At 72.8% G+C, this 23,658-nt stretch carries 21 protein-coding genes; 12 read left to right on the top strand and 9 right to left on the bottom strand.

What is annotated here, in order from left to right; translation table 11 throughout:
* Nucleotides 1-82: 82 nt before the first annotated feature.
* Nucleotides 83-916 (bottom strand): DUF4097 family beta strand repeat-containing protein, encoded by an 834-nt coding sequence (locus BX283_RS06670; RefSeq protein WP_101386724.1) that lies wholly within the window; start codon nucleotides 914-916, stop codon nucleotides 83-85.
* 130 nt (nucleotides 917-1,046) lie between these two features.
* Nucleotides 1,047-1,583, bottom strand: a complete 537-nt coding sequence (locus tag BX283_RS06665) for a hypothetical protein (protein WP_101386723.1) — start codon at nucleotides 1,581-1,583, stop codon at nucleotides 1,047-1,049.
* 512 nt (nucleotides 1,584-2,095) lie between these two features.
* On the opposite strand from BX283_RS06665, the gene BX283_RS06660 reads away from it, so the two are divergent.
* Nucleotides 2,096-2,629: a hypothetical protein gene (locus tag BX283_RS06660; RefSeq protein WP_101386722.1), complete on the top strand. Its 534-nt coding sequence runs from the start codon at nucleotides 2,096-2,098 to the stop codon at nucleotides 2,627-2,629.
* Between the two features lie 97 nt (nucleotides 2,630-2,726).
* Here BX283_RS06660 and BX283_RS06655 read toward each other — a convergent pair whose 3' ends face one another.
* Entirely contained in the window at nucleotides 2,727-3,833 is a 1,107-nt protein-coding gene (locus tag BX283_RS06655) for a sugar ABC transporter substrate-binding protein (protein ID WP_180357086.1), read from the bottom strand.
* A gap of 547 nt (nucleotides 3,834-4,380) precedes the next feature.
* On the opposite strand from BX283_RS06655, the gene BX283_RS06650 reads away from it, so the two are divergent.
* Nucleotides 4,381-6,606 (top strand): RICIN domain-containing protein, encoded by a 2,226-nt coding sequence (locus tag BX283_RS06650; RefSeq protein WP_101386721.1) that lies wholly within the window; start codon nucleotides 4,381-4,383, stop codon nucleotides 6,604-6,606.
* A 71-nt stretch (nucleotides 6,607-6,677) separates the two neighbouring features.
* Here BX283_RS06650 and BX283_RS06645 read toward each other — a convergent pair whose 3' ends face one another.
* On the bottom strand, nucleotides 6,678-7,049 hold the full coding sequence (locus BX283_RS06645) for a hypothetical protein (protein WP_143676394.1): 372 nt from the start codon (nucleotides 7,047-7,049) through the stop codon (nucleotides 6,678-6,680).
* A 230-nt stretch (nucleotides 7,050-7,279) separates the two neighbouring features.
* On the opposite strand from BX283_RS06645, the gene BX283_RS06640 reads away from it, so the two are divergent.
* Complete coding sequence (locus tag BX283_RS06640) at nucleotides 7,280-8,302, top strand: helix-turn-helix transcriptional regulator (RefSeq protein ID WP_143676393.1); 1,023 nt, start codon at nucleotides 7,280-7,282, stop codon at nucleotides 8,300-8,302.
* Between the two features lie 18 nt (nucleotides 8,303-8,320).
* On the opposite strand, the gene BX283_RS06635 is transcribed toward BX283_RS06640, so the two are convergent.
* Both BX283_RS06635 and BX283_RS06630 read right to left on the bottom strand, forming a co-directional pair.
* Nucleotides 8,321-9,136, bottom strand: coding sequence for an SDR family NAD(P)-dependent oxidoreductase (locus tag BX283_RS06635; protein WP_101386718.1), 816 nt, complete (start codon nucleotides 9,134-9,136; stop codon nucleotides 8,321-8,323).
* A gap of 162 nt (nucleotides 9,137-9,298) precedes the next feature.
* Complete coding sequence (locus BX283_RS06630) at nucleotides 9,299-9,922, bottom strand: histidine phosphatase family protein (protein ID WP_101392182.1); 624 nt, start codon at nucleotides 9,920-9,922, stop codon at nucleotides 9,299-9,301.
* Nucleotides 9,923-10,427: 505 nt separating this feature from the next.
* Between BX283_RS06630 and BX283_RS06625 the strand changes: the two genes are divergently transcribed.
* Nucleotides 10,428-11,192, top strand: a complete 765-nt coding sequence (locus BX283_RS06625) for an AraC family transcriptional regulator (RefSeq protein ID WP_180357085.1) — start codon at nucleotides 10,428-10,430, stop codon at nucleotides 11,190-11,192.
* Between the two features lie 71 nt (nucleotides 11,193-11,263).
* Here BX283_RS06625 and BX283_RS06620 read toward each other — a convergent pair whose 3' ends face one another.
* On the bottom strand, nucleotides 11,264-12,139 hold the full coding sequence (locus BX283_RS06620; RefSeq protein ID WP_101386716.1) for a hypothetical protein: 876 nt from the start codon (nucleotides 12,137-12,139) through the stop codon (nucleotides 11,264-11,266).
* Between the two features lie 79 nt (nucleotides 12,140-12,218).
* Entirely contained in the window at nucleotides 12,219-13,022 is an 804-nt protein-coding gene (locus BX283_RS06615; RefSeq protein WP_101386715.1) for an alpha/beta fold hydrolase, read from the bottom strand.
* 129 nt (nucleotides 13,023-13,151) lie between these two features.
* Here BX283_RS06615 and BX283_RS06610 point away from each other — a divergent pair, with 129 nt between their 5' ends.
* The 5 genes from BX283_RS06610 (at nucleotide 13,152) to BX283_RS06595 (ending at nucleotide 18,571) form a co-directional block, all read left to right on the top strand.
* On the top strand, nucleotides 13,152-14,312 hold the full coding sequence (locus BX283_RS06610; protein WP_101386714.1) for a serine hydrolase: 1,161 nt from the start codon (nucleotides 13,152-13,154) through the stop codon (nucleotides 14,310-14,312).
* Between the two features lie 142 nt (nucleotides 14,313-14,454).
* On the top strand, nucleotides 14,455-14,598 hold the full coding sequence (locus BX283_RS40530) for a hypothetical protein (protein WP_180357084.1): 144 nt from the start codon (nucleotides 14,455-14,457) through the stop codon (nucleotides 14,596-14,598).
* Nucleotides 14,599-14,671: 73 nt separating this feature from the next.
* Nucleotides 14,672-14,920 carry a ribbon-helix-helix protein, CopG family gene (locus tag BX283_RS06605; RefSeq protein ID WP_101386713.1) on the top strand — a complete coding sequence of 83 codons (249 nt, stop codon included), beginning with the start codon at nucleotides 14,672-14,674 and terminating at the stop codon, nucleotides 14,918-14,920.
* Between the two features lie 2 nt (nucleotides 14,921-14,922).
* A complete protein-coding gene (locus BX283_RS06600) occupies nucleotides 14,923-15,294 on the top strand; it encodes a toxin Doc (RefSeq protein WP_079126386.1) in 372 nt (123 codons plus the stop codon).
* Nucleotides 15,295-15,373: 79 nt separating this feature from the next.
* Nucleotides 15,374-18,571, top strand: coding sequence for an amidohydrolase family protein (locus tag BX283_RS06595; protein WP_101386712.1), 3,198 nt, complete (start codon nucleotides 15,374-15,376; stop codon nucleotides 18,569-18,571).
* 10 nt (nucleotides 18,572-18,581) lie between these two features.
* Here the strand turns inward: BX283_RS06595 and BX283_RS06590 are convergent, their stop codons facing one another.
* Nucleotides 18,582-19,199, bottom strand: coding sequence for a TetR/AcrR family transcriptional regulator (locus tag BX283_RS06590; protein WP_101386711.1), 618 nt, complete (start codon nucleotides 19,197-19,199; stop codon nucleotides 18,582-18,584).
* Nucleotides 19,200-19,315: 116 nt separating this feature from the next.
* Between BX283_RS06590 and BX283_RS06585 the strand changes: the two genes are divergently transcribed.
* From BX283_RS06585 to BX283_RS06575, 3 genes are read left to right on the top strand one after another with little or no spacing between them, the layout of a single operon-like run.
* On the top strand, nucleotides 19,316-20,512 hold the full coding sequence (locus tag BX283_RS06585; protein ID WP_101386710.1) for a S9 family peptidase: 1,197 nt from the start codon (nucleotides 19,316-19,318) through the stop codon (nucleotides 20,510-20,512).
* On the top strand, nucleotides 20,512-21,684 hold the full coding sequence (locus tag BX283_RS06580) for a thiolase family protein (RefSeq protein ID WP_101386709.1): 1,173 nt from the start codon (nucleotides 20,512-20,514) through the stop codon (nucleotides 21,682-21,684). Before BX283_RS06585 ends, BX283_RS06580 begins: the two co-directional genes overlap by 1 nt.
* Nucleotides 21,684-23,621, top strand: a complete 1,938-nt coding sequence (locus BX283_RS06575; RefSeq protein ID WP_101386708.1) for an AMP-binding protein — start codon at nucleotides 21,684-21,686, stop codon at nucleotides 23,619-23,621. The genes BX283_RS06580 and BX283_RS06575 overlap by 1 nt, the downstream gene beginning before the upstream one ends.
* The last annotated feature ends 37 nt before the right edge of the window (nucleotides 23,622-23,658 follow it).

Below are 23,658 nucleotides of genomic sequence, written 5' to 3'. Positions count from 1 at the left end.
TCGGAGCCCCCTGTCCCGTAACACCGTGCGGCGATCGTGTGCCGGGCGTCGGGGCGCAGGCGCGGGTTTGAAGGACAGGCTCTCAGGCGCGCCGGATCACGATGTCGCCGAGCCCGGTCCGCGCGCGCACCTCCACCGTGTGGTCCTCTGCGCCGGGCCCGTCGGCCGTGCTGAGGGAGTTGCGGACGATCCCCATCCGGGTGTTCACATCGAGCCAGGCGGCGGTGGATTCGCGGATGCCGACCTCCAGGTCTCCCATGGCCGTCATGAGCACGACCTGGCCGCGCCTGACGTCGGCGATCCGGATGGCGCCGTTCGCGGACTTGGCGTCGACTCCGGCGTGGGCGACGCCGAGCGAGATGCGGCCGTTGGACGCGTTCGCCCGTACGTCGCCGGTGACTTCGCCGATCGTGGTCTCGCCGTTGACGTTCTTCACCGTGGCGGTGCCCGCGACCTCGCCGATCTCCACCCGGCCGGACCCGGCGACGTCGACGTCCCCGTTCGCGCTGCCCAGCCGGATGTCGCCGTGGCCGGTCTTCAGGTGGGCGGCCGCCGCGTGCTCGACCTGGATGTCACCGGCCGAGGTCTTGAGGGCGCAGTCCCCGAGCAGGCCCTCGGTGACGAAGTCTCCCAGCGGGGCCGTCCCTTGGAGCCGGGAACCGGCCGGGAGCTCGATGCTGATGTCGAGCGACCCGCTCCGGCTGAACAGGGAGCGCTTGGGGCCCTTGACCACCAGCTTGCCGCCCGAGTACGTCACCTGCGTCTGCTGGGCGGTCCGCACGTCGGTCTCGGCGGCGCCGTCGCGGGGGAGCACCTCGACGACCGTGTCCGTGCGCTTGCCCGCGCTGATCCGGGCCGAGCCGATGTCGAATTCGAGGATCACGGAGATCGGTTGGGGCGTATCGAAGCGTGGCATGGCTGTCCCGTCCTCTTGGCTCTGGTGTGGTCCCGCCGGTCGGGCGGGTGATGTGTGAAGTGGTTGCGGCCTGCTCGGCGCGACCGGCCACCGACAGCCCGCGGCTGGCGAACCCCGTTTCCGGCGGAGCTCAGCGCACCCAGCCCGTGAAGCCCTGGCCGCCCCGGTGGCGGCTGCGGGTGGGCCCGGGACCGCCGTCGCCGGGCTCCAGGGCCGTGGCCACGGCCCGGACCAGCCAGGCGTTGACCGACAGTCCCTCCTTTCCCGCGGCGTCCTCCACGCGCGTCTTGAGGTGTGCGGGCAGCCGGAAGTTGATCCGCGCCGTGCCGCCCTCGTCGCCGTCCGCCGGAGCCGGGGCCAAGGGCGCCCGCACCCCGCTGGGCGCGCTCTCCCGCTGCTCGCTCTGCTCGTACGCCTCCAGGCCCGGTGGCGTGCTGACCACGAACTCGGGGTCGAGCCCCCGCAGCCGTACGTCCACCGAGCCCGGGGCGAGCTCCCGGGTGATCTCGTCCGTGGCCGCGGACAGCGCGTTGAGCAGGGTGAGCCGGACGGCCGACTCGAGCGGGGTGGTCAGCCGCTCCGCCAGCGCGCGGGCTTCCTCCCCGCCCGCGTCCGCGGCGACCGCGAGCTCATGGCGGAGGTTGTCGACGTAGGGCGTAAGGTCCATGACGCCAGAGTGGCACCATCATGGCGCCACAGCAAGTCCCTCGAAGGGGTGAATGGCGCCGTAAGTGGTGCCAGTTCTGGCGGGAGGTGTGGCGCTCGAGTGGCGCCATACCCGTCCCGGCACCCGTCGCCGCAGGTCGGAACGGGGAGCGACCGGGGACCGCCAGGCCCGGACGGAGGGCCGGACAGAGGGCCGGACAGAGGGCCGTACGGAGGTTGCCGACGGCGGTGTGGAGGAGCGGCCCGGTCCGGCTCGGCCGCTTCGGGGTGAGCGGCGACGGCGCCCAGGCACCTCCGCACGCCCCGGGCGCCTCCTTCGGCGCACAATTCCCGGTCGGCTGGGGGGTCCCCGATGCATACGATGCCCTTACCCTTGGGCGGGTAGCCTCGGTAAAGAGAAGCCAAAGAGGTGCGTGAGGCCACAGTCGTCCTCACGCACCACAGCGAAAGGCACGGCTTATGGCCCTCACCTTTGCGCACAGGGTCAGCGCTCGGCGTGCGTCCCTGCAGGATGTGAACGCGATAGTCCGCCTGCTCTCCGGCGATCACGGGCTGCCGCCCGAGACCGCCGCTCTCGTCTCGGCCTCACAGGCCCAACTCCGGCTCATCCTCGCGCACTTCGGTCTGGAGACCGGCAAGGTGTGGGTCGCCGAGACGGGCTCCGGAGCGCCGGAGGCGGCGGCGGTGTGGATCCCGCCGGGCGTCTCCATCGACGAGGAGGAACACAGAGCCCTGCTGCGACTGCACGGGCTCCGGCCGACCCTGATGCCCGCGCGCGACCACGACGGACGGATACCGGGCGAGGAGGACCACTGGCTGCTCGCGGCCGTGGGCATCGCGCCGACCGCCCACCCGGCGGCCCTCGAAGCCGTCCTGGACCCGGTCCTGCGCATCGTGGACGACGCGTCCCTGCCGGCCTACGCCACGGCTCCCGCGTCCTTCCAGGCCGAGCTGCTGGCGCCGTTCGGCTTCGAGCCGTGGGGTTCCGGCGCGGAGCGCCCCGAGCCCCGGCTGCGCCGCCCGCCCAAGGGGGCGTTCGGCGGCTGAGGCCCGGAGCCTCGTAACGACGAGAAAGACCTCTGCCCGGCCCGCGTCACGCGGGCCGGGCAGAGGTCTTCACGGTCGTGAGGTGCGGCTGTGGCCGTTACATCAGCCCGGCGGACTTGCAGGCGGCCTTGTACTTGGCCGTGCAGATCTCGTCGATCGTGTAGAGGCCGTCGCTGACGACGGTGGAGCGGATGTTCTCCTTGATCACGGCGACGACCGGGACGAGCGCGGTGGGGATGTCGCTCTTGGTCGGGCTGTTGGTCTTGGAGTTGGCGATGGAGATCAGGCTCTGCCCCTTGGCCAGCGCGACCGCCATCTGCGCGGCGATCGGGCTCTCCTCCGCGTACGACTTGTAGACGCTCATGTACTGCTCGCCCGCCACGATGCGCTGGACTCCGGCGAGTTCCGTGTCCTGGCCGGTGATCGGCGGCAGCTTGGAGACACCCGCGGCCTTGAGGGCCTCGATGACGCCGCCGGCCATACCGTCGTTGGCGGAGTAGACACCGATGATCTTGTTCTTGCCGAGGGCCGAGATCGCGCTGCGCATGTTCGCCGCGGCGTTCTCCGGCTTCCACTCCTTGGTGTCGTACTCCTTCCCGATGTTCACCTTGCCGTCCAGCTCGGCGTGCGCGCCCTTCTTGAACTGGGCGGCGTTCGGGTCGGTGCGGGCACCGTTCATCATCACGATCTGGCCGTCCTTGGCCTTCTCGCCCAGGTTGTCCAGCAGGGCCCTGGCCTGCACATGGCCGACGTCCTCGTTGTCGAACGAGACGTACGCGTCGACCGGGCCCTCGGCGAGCCGGTCGAAGGCGACGACCGGGATGCCCGCGGTCTTGGCCCGCTGCACCGCGCCGCCGATGGCCTTGGAGTCCACGGCGTCGATGATGAGCGCGTCGACCTTCTTGGCGATCATGTCGTCGACCTGCTGGTTCTGCCGCGCCGCGTCCTGCTCCGCGTTCGCGTAGACGACCTTGCCCTTGCCGCTGGTCAGCTCGCCGACCATCTTCTCGATCAGCGGTTTGTCCGACTTCTCGTAGCGAGCAGCCTGCTTCTCCGGCAGTAGCAGACCTATCTTGAGGTCCTTCTTCTTGGCGGCCCCGTCGGACCCGTCGCCGGACTTGCTCCCGCCGCCGCATGCGGCGAGGGTGACGGCCATCGCGACGACACCCACGGTCATCGCTCCACGGCCGGTACGCGTGCTCACTTAAAAACAACCTCCCTGACATGGCCGCATAAATTTCGGCCGAGGTGGCTGGAAGCCAACCGTGCCCTTGCGATGCCGTCAAGAAGTTAGCCCTTAACGAGATGACAACGGAATTTTCGGATACGGGCCGGACGGGCTTAATCTGCCCCGCAATACGGGGTGAATCGGGCTTACAACCGCTTTTTGCTTCAGTGGACAATTACTGATGGTTCGTCAATTTGACGGGGAGCGGAATTGCGCTCTCGCAGCTCAGACGGGTGGAGCCGGTTGAGTGGCTCCTATGTGGTCTGCTTGCCGGTCATTCCTTCAAGGAATGCGTAGTGGTGATGGAAAGTGCGAGATATTCGTTCACTTGTTGAACGCAAGCCCTCTAGAGTAGGGCGGAATTGGTCTACACCTTAGAGAGATCCTCTTATTTCACCGCGTGACTTAAGTGGTGAGCTACCAGCTTGTCAAGCCCTTGGTTCGGACCAGACGTTCGAGGTCTGAACCCTTGACGTGTCCATGGAGGGCCCCTAACTTCACGCCTTGAAGAAAGGGTGAGGCCATGACCATTCCCGCAACCCCCACTCCGTCCGACCGTCGGAGCGCGCGTGGCAGAACCGCCTCACTGGTGGCCGTCGGTGCGCTCGTCGCCTCCTTGACCACCGGTGCCCTTGCCGCCCCCAGAGCCGAAGCCGCGCCGCTGCCGACGGGGTGGGTCACCGTGTCCGCCCATCACAGCGGCAAGTGCGTGGACGCCGCGGCGGCCGGCACCGCCGACGGCACCGCCGTCCAGCAGTACGGCTGCAACGCGACCGCCGCACAGCAGTGGCGCTTCGAGGCGACCGGCGACGGCTATGTGAGAGTCGGCAACCGCAACGACGCCACCAAGGCCTGGGACGTCACCGACGTCTCCGGCGCGGACGGGGCGCCGATCCAGCTCTGGACGTACGGCGGCGGCGCCAACCAGCAGTGGAAGCCCGTCGAGGAGGCCGCCGGGACGTACCAATTCGTCAACCGCCACAGCGGCAAGTGCCTCGACGTCCCCGGCGCCTCGACGGCCGACGGGGCGCGCGTCCAGCAGTACGCGTGCAACGGCAGCGCGGCCCAGTCCTTCGACGTCGGCCCCGTCGACAGCCGGCCGCCGAGCGGCGGCGACCCCGACCTCGGCCCCAACGTGTCCGTCTTCGACCCGTCGATGTCCTCGGCCGCCATCCAGAGCAGGCTCGACCAGGTCTTCGGCCAGCAGGAGTCCAACCAGTTCGGCGCCCAGCGCTACGCCCTGCTCTTCAAGCCGGGCAGCTACGACGTGGACGCCAACGTCGGCTTCTACACCCAGGTGGCCGGGCTCGGTCTGTCGCCGGACGCGGTGACCATCAACGGCGCCGTGCACACCGAGGCCGACTGGTTCCAGGGCAACGCCACCCAGAACTTCTGGCGCTCCGCCGAGAACCTGTCGGTCACCCCCAACGGCGGCAGCGACCGCTGGGCCGTCTCGCAGGCCGCCCCGTACCGCCGTATGCACGTGCGCGGGGACCTCCAGCTGGACGACGGCGGCTGGTCGAGCGGCGGGTTCATGGCCGACTCCAAGATCGACGGACAGGTGCGGTCCGGTTCGCAGCAGCAGTGGCTCTCGCGCAACAGCCAGTGGGGCAGCTGGAACGGCTCGAACTGGAACATGGTCTTCGTCGGCGACACCAACGCCCCGGCCAACACCTTCCCCAACCCGCCCTACACCACGGTCGCGCAGAGCCCCGTGATCCGTGAGAAGCCGTTCCTGTACGTGGACGCGGCGGGCGCGTACAAGGTGTTCGTGCCCGCGCTGCGCACCGCGGCCCAGGGCACGACCTGGGCGAACGGCGCGCCCGCGGGCACCTCGCTGCCGATCGACCAGTTCTACGTCGTCAAGCCCGGCGCCACGGCGGCGGACATCAACGGCGCGCTGGCCCAGGGCAAGAACCTGCTGTTCACCCCGGGCGTCTACCACCTGAACCAGACCATCGCGGTGAACCGCCCGGACACCGTGGTGCTCGGCCTCGGCCTGGCCACCCTGGTCCCCGACAACGGCATCACCGCGATGAACGTCGCGGACGTCGACGGGGTGAAGGTCGCCGGACTGCTCATCGACGCCGGGCCCGCCAACTCCGCGCTCCTGATGCGGGTCGGCACCCCGGGCGCGACCGCCCGGCACACCGCCGACCCGACCTCGCTGCACGACGTCTTCTTCCGCATCGGCGGCGCGGGCGTCGGCAGGGCCACCCAGAGCCTGGTGATCGACAGCTCGGACGTCATCGGCGACCACATGTGGCTGTGGCGCGCCGACCACGGCAGCGGCGTCGGCTGGACCAGCAACACGGCCGCGAACGGGCTGGTCGTCAACGGCGCCGACGTGACGATGTACGGCCTGTTCGTCGAGCACTACCAGCAGCACCAGGTGATCTGGAACGGCAACGGCGGCCGTACGTACTTCTTCCAGAACGAGATGCCGTACGACCCGCCGAACCAGTCCGCGTGGATGAACGGTTCGACCCGGGGCTACGACGCGTACCAGGTCGCGAGCTCGGTGACCGGCCACGAGGCGTGGGGACTGGGCAGCTACTGCTACTTCAGCGCCAACCCCTCGGTGGTGGCCGAGCGCGCCTTCGAGGCGCCGAACACGGCGGGCGTCCGCTTCCACGACATGGTGACGGTCTCGCTGGGCGGCACGGGAACGATCAACCACGTCATCAACAACACCGGAGGGACCGCCAACTCCTCCAGCAACGTGGTGAACCTGGTCTCGGGTCCCTGACCCTGAACGCGGGCGGCGGCACGGCCATGGGTGGCCGTGCCGTCGTCCTCTTTTCTGAGGGGGGTCCGATGTCAGATGTGCTCGGCCGGGTTCGCCGGCAGGATGAAGTTCCAGCTGCCGGGGCCGTGGTGCTGGCCGTCGGGGGAGTTCCTGGAGGGGCAGGCGCCGTTGGTGGGGTTGCCGTTCCACCAGAGGCCGAAGCAGTAATTGCAGAATCTCCAGTTGTTCTGGTACGCGGTTACCTCGTCCGGGATCGGCAGACCCATGGCGGCCCTCGCTTCGTTGTGGGCGGCGGCGCCGGGCGGCACCGCCGGGGCGGACTTGGTGCCGTGGTGCGGGGCGGCCTGCGCCGCGGGCGCGCCGAGCGTCATCGCTCCGGCGGCCAGGGCCGCACCGCCGGCGGCCCTGATGACGCCTCGGCGCGTCTGGGACTGATCGGTCACGGCCTTCTCCTTCATGTCCTGGAGCAGCGGGGAACACAGGGGATCAGAGGCGTGGTTCGTGGAGATGCGGTGCGGCGCGGTCGGTTCAACGACTGTGCTCCGGCCGTGGATTGTCCGGAATCCCCAGAATTGGGGGTTGACGTCGAGCCGTCGTACGGTTTCCGGCCAAGTGGCCATGGACGGGTGGAAAGTGCCGCGATTCCCCGACGGCCACGGGCTACGCTCGTGGGGTGACCGGGGGAGTTGAAGCGATCTTTCGTGCCCTGTCGGCCCAGGCGGCGGACGCGGTGACCGTGCCGGATCTCGGGCGGGCGCTCTCGGACGAGCTGGGGCGGATCGTGCCGCACGACGGATACCTGCTGGCCGGGCTCGACCCGCTGAACAGAGCCAGCTGTCTGTTCACCGAGGAACACGACTACAGCGACGCCGCCGCGCGCCGGATGGCGCTGGACGACGCCGCCGGAGCCGAGCGGCACCCCTTCGAACGGCTCGGCGCGGGCCCCGCCAACACCGGCGTGGTCGGGGCCGGACACCGGCACCGCGTCCGGCTGCGCAACGTGAGCGTCCCCGAGGGCTTCGGCGGCGAGATGCGCATCGGGCTCACCCACGCGCGCGTCGCCTGGGGCGGCCTGATCCTCGTACGGGAGAGGGGCAGCCGGCCCTTCTCGGCCGCCGAGGCCGCCCATGCGCAGACGCTCGCCGAGCCGCTCGCCGCCGCGCTGAAACGCTTCGTGGCCTGCGCGCCGCTGCGGCCGTCACGCTACAGCCTCTCGCCCGGAGTCGCGGTCGTCGGCGCCGACGACAAGGTCGCCTCCGCCACGCCCTCGGCCCACGAGTGGATGCGGCTGCTCGCCCCGGCCGCCTCCTCGGTGGACGAGCGGGACCTGACCGCCACCGTCTGGAACATCGCCCACCTCGCCCGGCGCGCGGGCGGGCAGGCGCTGAGCCGCGTCCCCACCCGGGACGGCTGGATCGCGCTCCACGGCCAGCTGCTCGAAGGCCCGGAGCCGGGCGCGGTGGCCGTCACGATCCAACCGGCCCCGGGCCGCCTGCTGTTGCCGACCGTCTCCGTCTGGTACGGGATCACCACCAGGGAGCGGGCCGTCATGCAGGAAGTGCTCCAGGGCCTGCCCACCAAGCACATCGCCCGCCGGCTCGACCTGTCGCCGCACACGGTCAACGACCACCTCAAGGCGATCTACCGCAAGACGGGCGTCAACAGCCGCGAGGAGCTCCTCACCGGCCTGGCCTGACAGGCTGTCAGGCGGGTCTCAGCCGGTCGCGTCCTCGCGGCGCTCGACGTGGAACCCGAAGGGCACGGTCCCGAGGTCGAGCGCCGTCGCCCCGCCGTCGACGGTCAGCGTCGCGCCGTTGACGAACGACGCCGCGGGGGAGAGCAGCCACGCGATGGCCTCGGCGACCTCACGCGGCTCGGCCGGGCGCTGGGCGGGCAGCAGCCGGGTGGCGGTCTCGTACGCCGCGTCGACGTCCGCGAGGCCCGCCTCCTCGGCGAAACGTGCCATACGCCGGTCGGCCATCTCCGTGCGCACCCAGCTCGGGCACACGGTGTTGGCGCGCAGCCCCTTCGGCCCGTAGTCCACCGCGAGGGAGCGGCACAGCTGGAGCAGCGCGGCCTTCGACGTGGCGTACGCAGCGTTGCCCACCCCGTTGCGCAGCGCGGACACCGAGGCGACCGCGACCACGGATCCGCGGGCCTCGACCAGATGCGGCAGCGCGCTGCGCAGCAGCAGGAACGGGCCGGTGAGATTGGTGCGCATCACCAGCTCCCAGTCCTCCACGGACGTGTCCCCGACGGCCCCGCTGCGCCCGGTTCCGGCATTGAGCACCAGGCCGTCGAGGCGGCCGTACGCGGCGAGCGTCGCGTCCACCAGGCCCCGCACGGCCTCCGGGTCGCCGATGTCACAGGGGTGGGCGAGCGCGCCGGTCTCCTCGGCCACCTTGCGCAGGGGCTCGGGGCGGCGCCCGGACACGACCACCGTGTGTCCGGCGTCGGCGAGCAGCCGTGCGGTGGCGGCGCCGATCCCCGTCCCGCCTCCGGTGACGATGACAACCTGTCGCTCAGTCATGCCCGTTCAGCCTCCGTGGTCGTGTGCGGTCGCGTCCGACCAGCACCTCGACCGAACGTCTCGAACGATCATAGGCAGCCGCCGTCGGCACGCCCGCGCCCCGGGTCGACCCGCTGGTCCCCGTCGCCGGCGACGGCGCGCCGAGCCTTCCCAGGAGAGCGCTCAGACGCGGAACTCCGGTGGGAAGCCGGTCCATCGGAGGTCCGCGGGCAGATGCCCCATGTCGTTGAAGAAGACGACGGAGGCGGGGCGGTCGGGCGCGTAACGGATCACGGTCAGGGCCGCGTTGGCGTGGTTGAGCCCCTGCCAGCGCCACTTCGGGCCGTCGAGCGCCGCCCGGACGATCCAGCCGATCAGGAAGTTGTGGGTGACGACCAGCTCGTGGCGCGGCTCGTCGCCGTCCACCGGCCGGGCGAACCGCTCCAGCGCGGCGGGCGCCAGCTTCCGCCCCTGCTCGCTCATCTCGGCCGGGAACTGAGCGAGCCGGTCCAGCAACGCGTCGGCGTACTCGGGCGGCAGCTCCTCCTTGCGGGGCACGTACGGGATGTAGTCCCCGGCCAGGTCCGACGGCTCCATCGGGACACCGTCGAGCTCGTCATGGATCAGGCGCGCCGTCTCCGCCGCACGCGCGAGCGGACTGTGCAGCACCACCGAGAGCGGGCTCTCCCGGAGCCGGCGGCCGAGCAGGACGGCCTGGCGGCGGCCGTTCTCCGTCAGGCCGCTCTCGTCGGGCAGGGCCTCGCCGTGGCGCGCGAGGTAGAGGTAGCGGGCAGCCGTTCCGGCCATGGAGGGGGCCTCCTGTGTGCAGAGGGTGATCACGCGGTTTCCCGGAGGGACGCCGAAGTGCGCCGGCCGGTTCCGCTTGGCGTGCCCGGCCCGCTTTCCTGTTGTCACCCGCCACCCCCGTGAGCGGGTGACAACAGGGAAACGGGCCGACCCGCGCCGGGCCCGCTGGGCTCGTCGTACCACCGCTCGACTGGCCTGAGACCAGGGGCATATGCGCCCGTCACCGGGTGATGGCCGATATTCGGCCAGGCGTTCGTCCGTTCCTGGCCTTCACCGCCTCTGCCCACACAGACTGCCTCCGAGGCCGACCGCTGGTCTTGTAAGAAGGCGCACTGCCTTGCCGGATTCCGGTCGGCGGAACACGCGCATGGTGAGGAGAGGGTTGCAGGTGGAGGCCAAAGCATCCTTGATTACCGAAGGCCGAGGGGAGAATGTGGAACGAGCGGCACCTGACTGGTTGCGGGGTCAGGTGGTCAAGTACCGGGGACGGCGCACACCGGGAGGGATGCCCGCCCGGCTGACCCTGCCGGCCGCCACGGTGACGCTGATCGTCGGCTGGGGCGACCCGCTGCACCTGTTCGGCCCCGGCGAGCACGAGGCGGCGGGCGACACGTGGTACTCGCTGGTCGGAGGTCTGCGGACGTCACCCGTCCTCGGCGGCTACCGGGGCGCCGGACAGGCCGTCGAAGTGGATTTCACGCCGCTCGGCGCCTATATGTGCCTGGGCATATCCATGCACAGCCTGGCGAACGAGACCGTGCACCCGGACGAGTTGCTGGGCAAGAGGTGGACGGAGCGGCTGACCCAGCGGCTCGCCGGGGCGCCCGACTGGGAGGCGCGCTGGGCGGTCCTCGACGACGTCCTGGCGAGCCTGCTGGCCGACGGTCCCGAGCCGTCCCCCGTGGTCGCCGAGGCCTGGAGCAGGCTGAGCGCGCGCCACGGCGGGATGACGCTGGGTGAACTGGCCGGGGTCACCGGCCGCGGCAGCCGACGGCTGCAGGTGCTGTTCCGGGAGCAGATCGGGCTGCCGATGCAGTCCGTCGCCCGGATCCTGCGGTTCCAGCGCGCGCTGACGCTGCCGTACGGCTCGCACGGGTCGCTCGCCGAACTCGCGGCGGCGTGCGGCTACTACGACCAGGCGCATCTGAACCGCGACTTCAAGGCGCTGGCGGGCCTGACCCCCGCTCAGCTGTGCGGACTCGCGAACCAGACCCCGCTGGACGGCACCGCGACCGTCGAAGGGAGCCGCACCAGCGTCTTCAACCGCTGACCACATGAGCGACGACAGAGGGGTGCCGCCGGGCATGGCGGCGCCCCTCACCTCACACTCGTCCGTAACGCCTACGACCGCTGCGACAGGCCGTCGACGAACTCCTTCCAGGTGGCCACGGTGTTCGCCGGAGGCGGCGTGATCGCCGGGACCGCGCCGAAGTCCGAGTACTCCTCGACGACCAGCTCCGGCCCCTTCGAACCCCGGCCCTCCTCCCGCGACTTGAGGACGAGCCCGTCCTTGCCGACCCACAGGTCGATGACGACCGAGCTCATGCCCTGGCGCCGGGTGCTCGCGACATAGCTGTCGCGGACGCCCTTGTCGATGGCGGGCCCGTTGTACGCGGCCAGCTCGTCCACGACGACCGTGCCCCGGTAGTGGTCGGCCGCCCGCCCGCCGACCCGCTCCTCGCCGAGGCGCCGGGTGGACGGGGACGCGGCGAGCGCGCCCGTGAACTCGGGGACGTACCCCGCGGCCCGCGACTCGCCGGAGCCCTTGTCGCCACCGGCGTACGCGGTGTCGTCCATCGTGTACCAGCTCTTGCCCGGCACCTCGTCCGTGTGGACATAGGTCTTCCCGCCCAGCGAGATCACCTGGCTGAAGCCGCTCGGATTGGCCGAGGACGGCTTGCTCCACGACTTGATGACGCTCGCGGACGGCGCCTTCTGGAACAGCATCTCGGAGTGGCCCGAGCCCGGCACCCCCGTCTGGAGCGTCTTGTACGAGGCCTGCTCGCCGGTCTTCCTGGCCGCGGCCGTCAACGCGGCGCGGATGTCCGCTCCTTTGCCGGAGCCCGCTCCTTTGCCGTCGGCCTGCTCCGGTTCGGGCGCCCCCGTGCCGCCCTCCGGGCCCTCGTGCTCGGACTCGCCGCTTCCGCACCCCGCCAGCATCACCGCGAGCGCCGCTCCCGCGGTCGCCAGCGCGATGCCCTTGCCCCAAACGCGCACCGGTCGCATTCCTTCCCCGTTTGTGAAAAATCCTCGTGATCTTAGCCGTCTGTGCAGGTGGGAGGGGTGGGCGAGGAAGTCAGGGCAGTTCGCGCGAGCCGCCGCCGAAGAACTCCGCCAGGACCGGGGCGAGCGCCCGTGCCGAGAACTCGTGCGTCTGGCCGGGCAGGGAGAGCGCACGGCCGTCCGGCACCGCCCCGGCGATCGCGGTGGCCGGGGCGCGCATCCACTCCGGGCTCGCCCCGCCGCACAGCGCGAGCACCGGGACGGTGACCGATGCCAGGCGCTCCACGGGAAGCGCGGCATCGCCGAGCACGGCGTGCTCGTACGCGAGGGTGTGGGCCAGCGCCACCATGCCCGGCCACATGGGGGCGCGCCGGAACTCCTCGATCACCGGCGGGGGCACGCCGATCCTGCTCAGGAACAACTCCACCGCGTCCGCCCGCCGTTCGGCGGCCAGGAGCGCGGCGAGCCGCTCGCCGTACCGGACGTTGCCCGCCCGCCGCTCGGCCTCCAGGGCATAGGGCGGCTCGTACACGGCGACCGCCGTCACCGGCAGCCCGCTCGCCACGGCCTCCAGCGCCAGGGCGCCGCCCGAGGAGAGCCCGTAGAGCATGGCGCCGGCGCCCGCCGCCGCGACGACCGCGGCCAGGTCCTCGACCTCGCGGCCGACCGCGTACGGGAGCGTGTTCCCGCTGGCGCCACGGCCCCGGCGGTCGTAGTTGAACACCGTGAAGCGGGGAGCGAGGAGACCGGCGAGTTCCCGGTGTGTCTCCCGGGTGCAGAAGGCGCCGCCGACGAGGATCACCGGCGGCCCCTCCCCGGCACACTCGTAGGCGAGGGGCGTTCCGTCCGGCGACCAGGCCGTGTTCGTGTGGTCCATGGAGGAGAGACGGCGGGGGAGCGCGTAACTCATCGGTATGCGGCCGCTGAGGCACCGATGAGTTCGCGCGCCGCCGCCGGTCTCCCTTCCGGCTTCGCGTACCGACTGTCGACTTCCGAAGGTGGGCCGATGAACGATCTGCACGACATCCTCAAGAAGCACGTGGGCGGCGACGCTTGTGCCCCAGGCGCCGTGGGCCTGGTGGCCCGGGGCGACCGGGTGGAGGTGGCGGCCGTCGGACACACCGACGACGAGGGCGGCACGCCCATGGCCCGGGACTCGATCTTCCGGATCGCGTCGCTGACCAAGCCGATCGTCTCGGCGGCGGTGATGACGCTGGTCGAGGACGGCAGGCTCGCGCTGGACGCGCCGGTGGCGCAGTGGCTGCCCGAGCTGGCCTCGCCCAGCGTGGTCCGTACGCCCGAGAGCACCGTCGACGACGTGGTCCCGGCCGCCCGCCCCATCACGGTGTTCGACCTGCTCACCTTCCGCGCCGGGTACGGCTTCCCCGCCGACTTCTCGCTCCCGGCCGTCGCCCCGCTCTTCACCGAACTGCTCCAGGGCCCGCCCCAGCCGCAGTCCGTCGCCGCGCCGGACGCGTGGACGGCGGCGCTCGCCCGGATCCCGCTGCTGTACCAGCCGGGCGAGGCCTGGCTGTACAACGCGTGCTCGGACATCCAGGGCGTACTGATCGCCCGGGCCGCCGGGCGGCCGCTGCCCGAGTTCCTGGCCGAGCGGATCTTCGAACCGCTGGGCATGACCGACACCGGGTTCGCGGTCCCGGCCGCCGACCTCGGCCGCTTCACCGGCTACTACCGGGCCGGGGCCCCGGACTCCGGCGCCCTGGAGCTGGTGGACGCGCGGGACGGACAGTGGAGCACCCCGCCCGCGTTCCCGTCCGGGGCGGGCGGACTCGTCTCGACCGTCGACGATCTGTATGCCTTCGCCCGGATGCTGCTCGCGGGCGGCACGCTCGACGGCCACCGCGTCCTGTCGCCCGACTCCGTACGGCAGATGACGACCGACCACCTCACCCCGGCCCAGCGGGAGGCGAGCAGGCTGTTCCTGGAGGGGCAGGGCTGGGGCTTCGGCGGTTCGGTCGACGTGGAGACGGCCGAGCCGTGGAACGTGCCGGGCCGGTTCGGCTGGCTGGGCGGCACCGGAACGGCGGCGCACATCGTCCCGTCCACCGGGACGGTCACCATCCTGCTCACGCAATTGGAGCTGACCGGCCCCACGCCACCGCCCGCCGCGATGCAGGACTTCTGGCGGTACGCGGCGGACGCCTGACTCCGTCCCGCTGCCACCCACTGAATTCGAACCATGAACGCACGCAGCGCCGACGCCAGCGCGGGAGACGCGGACTACGGCACGATAGGCGCCGGTTACGCCGACTACCGGCGCCCGGCAGGCCTGCTCGGCCTGGAGCTTCGTGGACGAGCCGGTGCGCGAGCGGTTCGCCCGCGACCTGCGGCGCGACCTGGAGAGCGGCGTGTGGGACGCGCGCCGGTGCGCGCTGCGCGAGCAGCCGTTCCACGAGGGCTCGTTGGTCGTGGTTCGCTCGGTGCCCGAGTGACCAGGCCCGGCGCCCGCGAGGCGGTTGTGCCGGAGCCTGTCCCGCGCTGTACGGCCTGCTGTACGGTCGAAGCATGTCCAAGTCAGTGACGATCCGGGTCGACGACCAGCTGCACGCGCTGCTCAAGGAGCGCGCGGAGGCCGAGGGGTCGACGGTGACGGCGCTCATCACGCAGGCCGCGTACGAGGCGGTGCGCGATCCACGGCTGGAAGGCGCGGCGGAGGTCTTCCGCTCGTTCATCGCCGAACAGGGCGACGCCTTCGACGCGGCGTTCCCCGACGACGCCCCCGACCAGCGGGACTCCTCGGGGCGGGCCGCCTGACGGTGGAGTTCCACATCGACATCCGCTGGCTGCTCGAACGCCAGACGGAAGTGCTGCCCAAGCAGCCCACCGTCCACGACTTCTCCAGCCTGGTGGCCGCCGTCGGCCGCCACCGCGTCAACACGCCCCGGGTCGAGGCGACCGTCGACAACTCCTGGCGGGCGGGCGCACTGATGCACGCGATCATCCGGCTGCGCCCGCTGCCCGCACGCAACGCGCTCTTCGGCGCGGCGGTGGTCGTCGCGTACATGAACGCGGCGGGCGAGGGCCTGGACGCCCCGTACGGCGCCCTCATCGACCTCGCCCGCGACATAGACGCGGGCCACACCGACGCGTACGACGCGGCCGACCGGATACGGTCCTGGCGCATCTGACCGCGCGCCCCGGCCCGACCCGTTTGGCCTGAATGGCGCGGTTGCCCCCGTGGTGCGTGGTGCGCCAGCGTGTGGGGGCATGGACCGTGACTCCAGCGGCGTCGCCGCGAGCTCCCTCTCCCGTCGTCAACTGTTCGCCGCCGCCGGTGCGGCCGGGGCCGTCACCGCCGTCGGGACGGTCCCCGCGGCGGCCCGCCGCCGCGATGGGCTCTCGCTGTCGTTCAGTGCGGCCACCAACGGCTCCGCGAGCCTCGCGCCCGCCGGGGACACGGTGATCGCCGAGGTCCAGAGCGTGCTGTGGTCGCTGCCCCGGCACGGCGGCAAGGCCGTGCCGCTCACCCCGGCGGGCCTCGAACCCGGTCGGCCCGTGCACGCCCCGGACGGGTCGCTCGTCGCCTTCTGCGCCTACGAGGGCGGCGGCTACCACGTGTGGACCATGCGGCCGGACGGCTCGGACGTGCGGCGGCGCACCGACGGGCCCTGGGACGACCGGGGACCGGCCTGGTCGCCCGACGGGACCCGGATCGCGTTCGCCTCCGAGCGCGCGGGCGACCCGGTGGCGGGCAGCGCGTACCGCGTCCACGTACTGGACCTGCGGACCAGGCGGCTCACCCGGCTCACCGGGCTGCCCGGCCAGGACGGGCCGCTCCAGGACGGGGCCTGGGAGGACTTCGACCCCACCTGGTCGCCGGACGGGGCCCGGATCCTGTTCGTCCGCGCGAAGGTCGTCACCACGGCCACGGGGCTCGGCGTGGAGGCGCGGACCGTCGCCGCCGTCGCGGCCGACGGGGCCGGGCCCGTCGGCGTCGTGTACACCGAGACCGAAGCCGCGCAGGTCATGTGCCCCGCACTCGCCCCCGACGGCCGTCGGCTCGCCCATCTGCGCACCACCGCCGCACCGAACGGCTCCTGCGTGCTCGTCGTCGACGGCAAGCCGGTCGCCGTCGGCGGGGACATCGCGCCGGTGCCCCCGCGCTGGACGGCGGCCGGGGAGCTGCTGCTGACCGTCGACGGGCGCTTCACGCTCGTACGGCCCGACAGGCCCGGCGAGGCGGAGACGATCCCGTTCGAGGGCGTGCTGCCGGTGGAGCGGCCGCGTTACCGGGTCAAGGAGTACGACCTCGGCGAGGGGCGGGTGCGGCCGGTGCGGGGCGTCCATCTGCCCGCGCTCTCGCCCGACGGGCGGCACATCGCGTTCGCCGCACTCAACACATTGTGGCTGGCGGACACTTCGGGCGCCCGGCCGCCCCGGCGGCTGCGCGAGTCGGCGCCGACGCGCTATCTGCTCGGGCCCGTCTGGACCCGCGACGGGCGGGCGCTGCTGTACGCCGACGACCGCGACGGGCTGCTCGGCATCTACCGTCGAGATCTGGCCACCGGCGAGGAGAGCGCGCTCGCGACCGGCGGCCGGGTGCATCCGGCGCTCTCGCCCGACGGCAAACGGCTCGCCTGCCTCGACATGACCGGCCGCCTCCTCGTACGCGACCTGGCCTCCGGCACCGAACGCGTCCTGGCGGCGCCCCTCGGCGGCGGCGGGCTGCCCGGCCGCCCCAGCTGGTCGCCGGACGGCCGCCGCATCGCGCTCTGCGACCGCAACCGCCTCAACGCGCGCTTCAGGGAGGGCTACAACCTCATCCGGGTCGTCGACACGGAGACCGGCACCGCCCGCCTCCACGCGGTGGCGCCGCACGTCTCGATCTCCGACCGGTACGACTCGGGGCCCGTCTGGTCGCCCGACGGGCGCTGGATGGCGGTGATCGTCGAGTCCGCGCTCTGTGTGCTGCCCGTCGCCCCCGACGGCACCCCGCAGGGCCCGCCGCGCACCCTGACCGACGAGCCCGCCGACCATCCGTCCTGGTCGGGGGAGTCGAACACCCTGCTGTACCTGTCCGGTTCGCGGCTGCGGCTCATCGGCGTCGAGGGCGGCCCCGCGCGGACCGTCCGCGTCCCGCTGGAAGCCCGCAGGCCCGCGCCCGCCGACACGGTGGTGCACGCCGGAAGGCTGTGGGACGGCACCGGCGAGCAGGTCCGCGAGGACGTCGACATCGTCGTACGGGACGGGCGCGTCGCGGCCGTCGAGCCGCACCGCGGGCGCGGCGCGCTGCGGCGGATCGACGCCTCGGAGCGTACGGTCGTGCCGGGCCTGTGGGACACGCACACCCACCCGTGGCAGAGCACCTACGGCGGCCGCCAGACCGTCGGCCAGCTCACCTACGGGATCACCACGGCCGTCTCGCTCGGCGGATTCGCGTACGAACAGGCCCGGATCCGTGAGGCGGTGGCCGCCGGGCAGCTCGCCGGGCCCCGGCTGCTGACCACGGGGGAGCTGCTCGACGGGTCCCGGGTGGCGTACAGCATGGGGCGCGCCCATCGCACCCGGGAGGGGCTGCGGCGGTCGCTGGAGCGGGGTGCCGCGCTCGACTGGGACTTCGTCAAGACCTATGTGAGGGCGCCCGGTTGGGTGATGGAGGAGGCGGCCCGGTTCGCGCACGAGCGCCTCGGGGTGCGCGCCGGAAGCCATCTGCTCTCGCCCGGCGTGCAGCTGGGCCAGGATCTGACGACCCATCTGCAGGCCACCCAGCGCGCCGAGTTCGGGCACGCCACCACCGCCTCGGGGCGCGCCTACGAGGACGTGGTGGAGGTCTACTCCGCGCGCGGCGTCAACTTCGCGCTCATCGCCACGCCGTTCACCTCGGTACCGCTGATCGGCGCCGATCCCGGGCTCGCGGCGGACCCCCGGGTCACCGTGGTGATGCCGCCGTGGGACTCCGCGCTTGTGCGGCAGTCGGCGGGGGCGGCGCCGACGGCGGCCCAGCTGGCCACACTGCGCCGGGAGACCGACGTCTACCGGCGGGTGCTCGCGGCCGGCGGCCTGGTCGCCCTCGGCACGGACGCGCCGATCGTGCCCGTCGGCCTCTCCCTGCACCTGGGCCTGCGCGCGCTGCACCAGGGCGGGCTCTCCCCGGCGGCGGCCCTGCGCACCGCGACCGTGCTCCCGGCCCGCCTCTTCGGGGTCGAGCGGCACCTGGGCACCGTGGAGGCGGGAAAGCTCGCCGACCTGACCGTGGTGGACGGCGACCCGTTCGAGGACTTCGCGGCGATGGTGCGGACAGTCGCGGTGCTGCGGGGCGGAGTGCCGTACGAGACCGAGGAGTTGGTGGCCGCGTTCGAGCAGCCGGCGCGGCACGCGGCCGCCGACCACGAGTGGCTCCCGGTGGGGCGGCTGATGCGGCGCGGCGGGTGCTGCGACATGGAGGCCGCGCTGCTGCCCGGGTGAGCGGGGGCGGTCAGCGGCTCGCGGCGACCGCCGCGACCACGGCGTGGGTCAGCCGTGCGACATAGGCGCCGTCCGTCGGGCCGCCCGCCGCCAGCATGCGGAAGTACAGCGGCGCGCCGAACAGGTCGGTGGCCAGGCCGGTGTCGATGTCGGGCGGCAGTTCGCCCCGTACCGTCGCACGGTCTAGAAGGGTCGCGACGGCCGCGCGGCGCGGGCCCAGGACGGCGTGGTGGAGCGCGTCGTGGAGCGAGGCGCTGCGGGCCGACTCGGCCAGCAGGTCGGGGATGATCCGGCCCACGAGGGGGTGCCGCAGCGCCCGCAGGGTCTCATGGAGGAACCGCTCGACGTCGCCGTGCAGCGACCCCGAGTCCGTCGTCGTGGGGATGTGCGCGGCGGCCGCCTCGGAGACCAGCTCGACGACCATGGCCTCCTTGGACGGCCAGCGGCGGTAGAGCGCCGCCTTGCCGACGCCCGCCCGGCGGGTCACGGCCTCCATCGACATCCGCGCGTACCCCGACTCCGCCAGCTCCTCGAACATCGCCCGGCGGATCGTCTCGGTCACGGACTCGCGCAGTACGCCGGCACCGGTGGGCGGGCGCCGCAGTTCGCTGTCACGGAGGCTGGCCATGATCGGAGATTAACACGGAACGGAACGGTTGCGTTCCGTGATGCGGAGGGTGTACGTTCGCGCCCTACGAGCCGGAACGGTGCCGTTCCGTTCGCTGGCTCGGCGGGAGGCCCGCGGTGAAGTTCCTCTTCGACGACAAGGCGTTCTCCTTCCAGGCGCTGCGCACGGCGGGGCACGCCGCCTGCGGCGGCGCGGATCTCGGGGAAGTGCTCGTCACCTGCGAGGACGTTCCCGACGGCAACGAGGCCGCCTGGTGCCGCGCCTGGGCGGCCACCGCCGCCCGACTGCACCGAGCCGGCGACGACGCACTGGCTGCCGGGCACCGGGTGAGCGCGCGCGAGGCGCTGCTGAGGGCCTCCAACTACTACCGCGCCGCCGACTTCTTCCGCCTCGACGACCGCGACCACGACCGGGAGTCGGACCGGCTCGCCCTGCACTCGCGCGAGACGTTCGCCCGCGCCGCCGCGCTCTTCGACACCCCGGTCGTCCCGCAGCGCATCCCGTACGAGGACACGACCCTGCCCGGCTACTTCTTCCTCGCCGGACCCACCGACGAGCCCCGGCCGACGCTGATCCACCACGGCGGGTACGACTCCACGCTTGAGGAGCTGTACTTCATGGTCGGCGCGGGGGCCCTGCGGCGCGGCTACCACGTGCTCGCCTTCGAGGGGCCGGGACAGCAGTCGGTGCGCCGCGAGCAGGGCCTGGTCTTCCGGCCGGACTGGGAGGCGGTGGTCGGCCCCGTGGTGGACCACGCGCTCACCCTGCCCGGGGTCGACGCCGACCGGCTCGTCCTCTTCGGCACCAGCTTCGGCGGGCTGCTCGGCGCCCGGGCCGCCGCCTTCGACCGGCGCTTCGCGGCGTGCGTGCTGCACAACGGCATCTACGACTTCTACCGGCTGCCCCTGACGGTCATCCCGGCACATCTGGCCGAATGGGTCGCCGAGAGCCGCGACGAGGTGGCCGGGCCCGCCCTGGCGGTGGCCATGTCCCACAGCACCCAGCTGCGCTGGTTCCTGCGCCACGGCATGTGGGCGTTCGGGGCCAAGACCCCGGCCGAGGCCCTGCGCGCCTGTATGCCGTACAACCTCGACGGCGTGGCCGAGCACATCACCTGCCCGACCCTGGTCCTGGACGCCGAGAACGACGTGGTCGCGCGCGGCGAGGCGCAGCGGGTGCACGCCGCGCTGCGCGCCGAGAAGGACCTCATCAGGTTCGCCACCGCCGACGGCTCCGGCGAGCACTGCCAGGAGGGTGCGGCCCTCCACTTCCACCAGCGGGTGTTCGACTGGCTCGACGAGCGGGGGATCTGATGCTGACCGACATCGCCGTCGTCCACGGGGCGCGCACGCCCGTCGGACGGTTCAAGGGAGCACTGCGGTCGGTCCCGGCGCACCGGCTCGGCGCCCTGGTGATCCAGGAGGCGCTGCTGCGGGCGGACGTCGACCTGCACGCCGTCGACGAGGTCGTCCTGGGCTGCGTCGGCCAGGTGGGTCCCGACGCGTTCAACGCGCGACGCGCGGCGCTGGCCGCCGGGCTGCCGGTCGACGTGCGCGCGTACAACGTCAACCGGCTGTGCGGCTCCGGCCTCCAGGCCGTCTGGTCGGCGGCGCAGACGCTCGCCCTCGGCGAGGCGCAGGTCATGGTGGCCGGCGGCAACGAGTCGATGACCCGTCAGCCGCTGCTCGACTACAGCGAGCGCGCCGCCGACGAGCTCCCCGGACCGCCCCGGATCGACGGTACGTTCTCGCTGGTCACCGACCCCTTCGCGCACGGGCCGATGGGGCTGACGGGCGAGGCCGTGGCCGCGCGGTTCGCCATCTCCAGGCAGCGCCAGGACAGTTGGGCCGCCCGGAGCCAGCAGCGGGCCGCCGAGGCCCTGGCGCGGGGGCGGTTCGCCGAGCAGACCGTTGCCGTGCTCACCCCGGACGGCACGGTCGAGCGGGACGAACACCCGCGCCCCGGCACCACCGTGGAACGGCTCGCCCGGCTCGACCCCGCGTTCGCTCCGGACGGCACGGTCACCGCGGGGAACTCGGCCGGGCTCAACGACGGGGCCGCCGCCGTGGTGCTGACGCGCGTCGCGGACCTGCGCCCGGGGACCGTCCCGCTGTGTCTGCTGCGCGATGTGGTGGTCACCGCCCTGGAACCGGAGATCATGGGCTTCGCGCCCGCCGGCGCCATCAGGAAGCTGCTGCGGCGCACCGGGCTCGATCTCGACGACATCGCGGTGGTCGAGCTCAACGAGGCGTTCGCCGCGCAGGTCCTCGCCGTACTCGACGACCTCAAACTGGACCCCGACCGGGTCAACCCGAACGGCGGGGCGATCGCGCTCGGCCACCCGATCGGCGCGACGGGCACGATCCTGCTGCTCAAGGCCGCCCACGAACTGCGGCGCACCGGCGGTCGGTTCGCCGTCGTCGCCCTGTGCATCGGCGGCGGCCAGGGCATCGCCGCGCTCATCGAGAACCCGGAGGCCCGCTGATGGGCGAGTACGCCTGGTACCCCGGCCGGGAGCTGACCGAGCACAGCAACGTCGCCCGGTTCTGCCGGGCCCACGGCCTGGACGGATACCGCGCGTTGCAGCGCCGCTCCGTCGCGGACCCCGAGTGGTACTGGTCCAGCGCCGCCCGCGACATGGGCATCGTCTGGCACGAGCAGCCGCTGTGCGCCCGCGACGGGCGGGGCGGGATCGCCGCCACGCGCTGGTTCCCCGGCGGGCGGACCAATCTGGTCGAGTCCTGTCTGGAACGCCATGTGCGCCGCGGCCGCCCCGACGCGACCGCCCTGCGCTGGGAGCGCGAGGACGGCACGCGGGGACGGCTCGGCTACCGCGAGACGGCGCGGCTCAGCGCCCGGGTCGCCACGGGACTCCGCGGCCTGGGAGTGGGGGAGGGGGACCGGGTGGCGGGCTATCTGCCACCCGGTCCCGAGGCCTTCGTGCTGCTCTTCGCCTGCGCCCGCATCGGCGCGGTGCTGGTCCCGATGTTCTCCGGCTTCGGCACCGAGGCGCTCGCCGTCCGGCTCGCCGACGCCGGGGCGCGGGTGCTGGTGACCGCCGAGGCGACGACCCGGCGCGGCAAGCGGTACGAGATGCTGCCCGTCGCCCGCGCCGCGGCGGAGAAGGTCCCCGACGTCCGCCACCTGGTGGTCGTCGCGGACGAGCCGCCCGACACCGCGCCGCCAGACGGCACGGCCACCACCACGTGGCGGGCGCTCACCGAGGCCGGGCCCGCCGAGACCGTGCACCTGCCCGCCAGCGCGCCCTTCCTGCTCCTGTACACCTCCGGCACCACCGGCCGCCCCAAGGGCGCCGTCCACACCCACGGCGGATTCCCCGTCCAGGTCGGCTCCGAGGTGCGCTACAACCTCGACGTGCGCCCCGACGACGTGGCGTTCTGGGTCACCGACCCCGGGTGGATCATGTTCGCGCTGGTCGCCGTCGGCTGCACCCTCGCGGGCGCGGGCGTCCTCGCGTACGAGGGCGCCGTCGACCACCCCGGCCCGGACCGGCTGTGGCGGCTCCTGGACGAGCACCGGGTCAGCGTCTTCGGCAGCTCGCCCAGCCTCGCGCGGGCGATGATGACCACCGCGGGACCCGGGGCCGCCGCGTCCCGGCTGCGGATCCTCGGCTCCACCGGCGAGCCCTGGACCGAGGACGCCTGGCGCTGGTACTTCCACGAGGTCGGCGGCGGCCGCTGCCCCGTCATCAACATCAGCGGCGGTACGGAGGTGGGCGGCTCCCTCCTGGCGTCCGCGCCCACCGTCCCCCAGACGCCGTGCGGCTTCACCGGACCCTGCCTCGGCATCGACGCGGTCATCGAGGACGCGGACGGCGCCGAGGTCGGCGAGGGCGAGATGGGCGAGCTGGTGGTGCGCCAGTCCTGGCCGGGCATGACCCGGGGCCTGTGGCGCGCGCCGGAGCGGTTCGCCCACACCTATTTCAGCCGCCGGCCCGGCCGCTGGTCCCACGGCGACCTCGCGTCCCGGTCCGACGGGGAGTGGTTCGTGCACGGGCGCCTCGACGACGTGATGAAGGTGGCGGGCAAACGGCTTGGCCCCGCCGAGGTGGAGGAGGCCGCGCTCGGGGACCCCGCCGTGGCCGAGGCGGCGGCGGTCGGGGTGCCGCACCCGGTCAAGGGCGAGGCGCTGTGGTGCTTCGTGGTGCCCGCGCACGGGACGCTCTCGGCGCCGGACGCCGACCGGATCCGCGCGCGTGTGGCCGACGCGCTCGGGCCCGCCTTCCGGCCCAGCCGCGTGATCGCCCTGCCCGAACTGCCCAGGACCCGCACCGGCAAGGTGATGCGCCGCCTCATCCGCGACTGCGTCACCCAGGACGTACCCGGCGACCTCTCCACGCTCGCCAACCCGCACAGCCTCGAAGCGCTGCGCGCCGCCGTCCACGAGGCGGCCGACGGCTGACACCGGACCGGCCGCCGAGCGCCAACGGCGGCCACAC

This window comes from Streptomyces sp. TLI_146 (genome assembly GCF_002846415.1).
Classification (GTDB): Bacteria; Actinomycetota; Actinomycetes; order Streptomycetales; family Streptomycetaceae; genus Streptomyces.
The sequence above is the reverse complement of the archived record's forward strand: the minus strand, read 5'-3'. Positions and strand labels throughout refer to the sequence as shown.